Here is a 4679-nt window from a genome sequence, read left to right on the forward strand (position 1 = left end):
AGCCGAATCCTTGGCCTTGACCGACAGGTTGATACCACGCGACTTGCGATCGATGTTGATGATCATCGCGTTGACCTTGTCGCCTTCCTTCAGCACGTTGCGAGCATCTTCCACACGGTCCTGGGCGATTTCCGAAGCGCGCAGATAGCCTTCGACTTCAGCCGACAGCGTAACCACTGCACCCTTCGCATCTACCGTCTTGACCACGCCGTCGACGATCGAACCCTTGTCGTTCATTGCAACGAAGTTGCTGAACGGGTCGCCTTCGAGCTGCTTGATACCCAGCGAAATGCGTTCCTTCTCGACGTCGATGCCGAGAACAATCGCTTCCACTTCGTCGCCCTTCTTGTACTTGCGAACCGCTTCTTCGCCCGTTTCGCTCCACGACAGGTCCGACAGGTGAACCAGACCGTCGATGCCGCCCGGCAGACCGATGAAGACGCCGAAGTCGGTAATCGACTTGATTGCGCCTTGCAGCTTGTCGCCCTTCTTGAAGTTGCGGCTGAAGTCGTCCCACGGGTTCGGCTTGCATTGCTTCATGCCGAGGCTGATACGGCGGCGGTCTTCGTCGATTTCGAGAACCATGACTTCGACTTCGTCGCCCAGCTGAACAACCTTCGACGGTGCAACGTTCTTGTTCGTCCAGTCCATTTCCGACACGTGAACCAGGCCTTCGATGCCCGATTCCACTTCGACGAATGCGCCGTAGTCGGTGATGTTGGTGACCTTACCGAACAGGCGCGTGCCCGACGGGTAACGGCGCGAGATGCCTTCCCACGGATCGTCGCCCAGTTGCTTGATACCCAGCGAAACGCGGTTCTTCTCTTGATCGAACTTGAGGATCTTCGCGGTGACTTCCTGGCCAACCGACAGAACTTCGCTCGGGTGACGCACACGACGCCATGCGATGTCGGTGATGTGCAGCAGGCCGTCGATACCGCCGAGATCCACGAACGCGCCGTAGTCGGTGATGTTCTTCACCACGCCTTCCACGATCGCGCCTTCCTTCAGCGTTTCGAGCAGCTTTGCGCGCTCTTCGCCTTGGGTTGCTTCGATCACAGCACGGCGCGACAGCACGACGTTGTTACGCTTGCGGTCGAGCTTGATGACGCGGAATTCCAGCGTCTTGCCTTCGTACGGGGTCGTGTCCTTAACCGGACGCGTGTCAACCAGCGAACCCGGCAGGAACGCGCGGATGCCGTTGACCATGACGGTCATGCCGCCCTTGACCTTACCCGTGATCGTGCCGGTCACGAGTTCGTTGTTGTCGAGAGCCTTTTCCAGCGACAGCCACGAAGCCAGACGCTTCGCCTTGTCGCGCGACAGGATCGTGTCGCCATAGCCGTTTTCCAGCGCGTCGATCGCGACGGAAACGAAGTCGCCCGCCTGCACTTCTACCTCGCCCGCGTCGTTCAGGAACTCTTCGAGCGGGATGTAGGCTTCGGACTTGAGACCAGCGTTGACGACCACGAAGTTGTGGTCAACACGCACGACTTCGGCGGAGATCACCTCGCCAGCGCGCATGTCTTGCTTGGTCAGCGACTCTTCGAACAGAGCCGCAAAAGATTCGGTATTCGGGTTGGAAGTTTGCAGGTCGGACATAAAAATCAAAATTTGCATGGTTCTCGCGGTGCCCGGCTGGCCGGGACGGTCAGCAATTTCGGCTAGTTGCGAATGCCACGCGGGGTTAAGGGGTTAATACACGCTCCACGACACACGCGGAACTCCTACTGACAACGCTACTTCTCTCTACTGCGCCCGCTACTCAAACACTGCCCGGACATCAGGCATGCGGGACCCAAGCTTCATACCACTGCACCACCTGTTCGACCGCCTGGTCGACCGACAATGCGGAGGTATCAAGCAGCTTTGCATCCGCTGCGGGCTTGAGCGGCGCGGCCGCGCGCTGACTGTCACGCTCGTCGCGCTCACGTAAATCCCGGAGCAAGTCATCCATATTAGCAGAAAATCCTTTTTGGATCAATTGCTTATGCCGGCGCGTCGCACGGGCCTCGACGCTGGCGGTCATGAACACCTTCAGCATGGCGTCCTGGAAGATTACGGTGCCCATGTCGCGGCCGTCGGCGACCAGCCCCGGTTCCTTGCGGAAAGCCCGCTGACGGGCCACCAGCGCGGCTCGCACGGGTACGTGCACGGCGATCGCCGAGGCGCGGCTGCCGACTTCCTCCGCTCGGATGTCGGCGGATACGTCGGCGCCGTCTAGCTGCGCCAGCCCCTCGCGAAAAGTGATGTGCAGATCGTCGATCAGTTTTACAAGCGCGTCTGCATCGTCCGCTGCGACCTTATAGCGAATGCTGGCCAGCGCGGCGAGCCGGTACAGCGCGCCGCTATCCAACAGGTGGAAGCCGAGGCTCGCGGCAACCAGCGCGGCCACGGTGCCTTTGCCGGAGGCACTCGGGCCGTCGATCGTAATGACGGGCGTCTGGTGAAAGGGACGGGTCGGTTTCATCGAAAAAGTCGCACGTCAGTCGATTCGGGGGCGAATCAGGGTTGAGCGAGCGCGGTGAAGCGCTCGAAATAATCGGGGAATGTCTTGCCGACGCACTTGGGGTCGTTGATCCGGATCGGCACGCCGCCCAGGCTCACAAGCGAGAAGCACATCGCCATGCGGTGATCGTCATAGGTGTCGATCGAGGCGTTCGGAATCAGTTTTTCAGGCGGCGTCACGACGAGGAAATCCTCGCCCTCCTGCACCTTCGCGCCGACCTTGCGCAACTCGGTGGCCATCGCCGCGATACGGTCGGTTTCCTTGACGCGCCAACTAGCGATGTTGCGCAGCGTGGTCGTGCCGTCCGCGAACAGCGCAGCGACGGCGATCGTCATCGCGGCGTCGGGAATCAGATTGAAGTCCATGTCGATCGGATTGAGCTTGCCGTTGTCGTTGCCGACGCCGCGCACTTCGATCCAGTCTTCACCCATCTGCAGGTTTGCGCCCATCTTGATGAGCGCATCGGCAAAGCCGACGTCGCCCTGGATGCTGGACCGGCCGACGCCTTCCACCCGCAATGGCCCGCCGCCAAGCGCACCGGCCGCGAGGAAATACGACGCCGACGACGCGTCGCCTTCCACCATGATGGTGCCCGGCGATTGATAGCGCTGCCCCGCCGGCACGATGAACCGGTGCCATTCATGGCGCTCGACCTTGATGCCGAAGCGCTCCATCAGCTTGATCGTGATCTCGATGTAGGGCTTCGAGATCAACTCGCCGTCCACCTGCACAGTCGTCACGCCGCTTTCGGTGCGCAACAGCGGCAGCGTCATCAGTAGCGAAGTCAGGAACTGGCTCGAGACGTCACCACGCACGCGAATCGGCGCGTCGGCCAGAATCTGCGCCGGGCGAATCCGCAGGGGCGGATAGCCGTCATTCTCTTCGTAGTCGATCTTCGCGCCGATCTGCCGCAAACCGTCGACCAGATCGCCGATCGGCCGCTCGTGCATGCGTGGCACGCCGTGAATACGATAGTCGCCGCCATTCACTGCGAGCGCCGCGGTCAGCGGGCGCACCGCCGTGCCGGCATTACCGAGGAACAGATCGGCTTTGCGCGCTGTAAACGCACCGCGCGTACCGGTCACGACACAGGTGTCGCCCTCGCGCTTCAGGCGCACGCCGAGCTTTTCGAGCGCGTCGAGCATCACGCGGGTGTCGTCGGAGTCGAGCAGGTTCGTGATCGTCGTTTCGCCTTCGGCGAGCGCCGCGAGCAGCAGCACGCGATTCGAAATGCTTTTTGAACCCGGCAAACGAACCGTGCCGGACGCACGAGAAAATGGTCCGAGATCGAGGAATTCCATGGTTGAGTCCAGTTCCGGTTATTTCGAGGCGTCGCCGAGAGCCGCCCCGGTAGTGCGCTGTTCCTGCCATTCGCTGCGTGCGACGCGCGAGCGCGCGAACACCGCTTCGAGCGCGGCGCCGTCGGCGGCTTCGATCGCGGCGCGCAAACGTGCGAGCACCGCCGTGTAGGCATCGAGCTCGTCGAGCAATGCGACGCGATTCGCCACGCACACGTCACGCCACATTTCCGGGCTCGACGCGGCGATGCGCGTGAAGTCGCGGAAGCCGCCGGCGGCGAATGAGAATTTCAACGCGGCGTCGGGCGAATTGAGAATCTGCTCGACCAGCGCGAAAGACAAAACGTGCGGCAAATGGCTGACCGACGCGAGCACGCGGTCATGCTGCTCGGGCGTCATGTCTCGCACACAAGCGCCGGTGGCGCGCCACATCGCGGCAACACGCTCGACCGCTTCCGGCGCGTTCTCCGGCAGCGGACACAACACGACGTTGCGGTTCACGTATAGGTCGGGCAACGCCGCATCCGGGCCGCTCGCCTCACGGCCGGCAATCGGATGCCCCGGCACGAACTGGGCGGCACGCGCGCCGAGCGCCGCGCGTGCCGCAGCAACCACGTCGGACTTGGTGCTGCCAGCATCGGTGACGATCGTGCCTGCGTCGAGAAACGGCGCAATGCGTTCGAGCAGCGGCTGCGTCTGCGCGACGGGCGCGGCCAGCAATACGAAGTCGGCGCCGGAGAGCGCGTCACGCAATGCGACGTCGTCGTTCAACGCCGCGGCTGCGTCGATCACGCCCAATTCCAACGCGCGCGCCGTCGACGCGGACGAACGCCCAACACCAATCACCGTGCGTGCGCCTGCCGCCTCACCCC

The 4679-nt window shown here is 62.4% G+C and carries 4 protein-coding genes; all 4 read right to left on the bottom strand.

Annotated features, from left to right (window positions below):
* The coding region (gene rpsA / locus VFE81_RS13175) for a 30S ribosomal protein S1 (RefSeq protein WP_325045014.1) at positions 1 to 1620 on the bottom strand (1620 nt) is incomplete at its 3' end.
* A 163-nt stretch (positions 1621 to 1783) separates the two neighbouring features.
* Complete coding sequence (gene cmk / locus VFE81_RS13180) at positions 1784 to 2470, bottom strand: (d)CMP kinase (RefSeq protein WP_325045015.1); 687 nt, start codon at positions 2468 to 2470, stop codon at positions 1784 to 1786.
* Between the two features lie 35 nt (positions 2471 to 2505).
* On the bottom strand, positions 2506 to 3810 hold the full coding sequence (gene aroA / locus VFE81_RS13185) for a 3-phosphoshikimate 1-carboxyvinyltransferase (protein ID WP_325045016.1): 1305 nt from the start codon (positions 3808 to 3810) through the stop codon (positions 2506 to 2508).
* An 18-nt stretch (positions 3811 to 3828) separates the two neighbouring features.
* On the bottom strand, positions 3829 to 4679 hold an 851-nt coding region (locus tag VFE81_RS13190; protein ID WP_325045017.1), incomplete at its 5' end, for a prephenate dehydrogenase.

It is taken from the genome of Paraburkholderia sp. (assembly GCF_035656215.1).
Taxonomy (GTDB): domain Bacteria; phylum Pseudomonadota; class Gammaproteobacteria; order Burkholderiales; family Burkholderiaceae; genus Paraburkholderia.

What these genes read in the sequence shown, in the direction of transcription:
- aroA (WP_325045016.1), bottom strand. Translation starts at nt 3,810, where the DNA reads ATGGAATTCCTCGATCTCGGACCATTTTCTCGTGCGTCCGGCACGGTT.
- cmk (WP_325045015.1), bottom strand. Translation starts at nt 2,470, where the DNA reads ATGAAACCGACCCGTCCCTTTCACCAGACGCCCGTCATTACGATCGAC.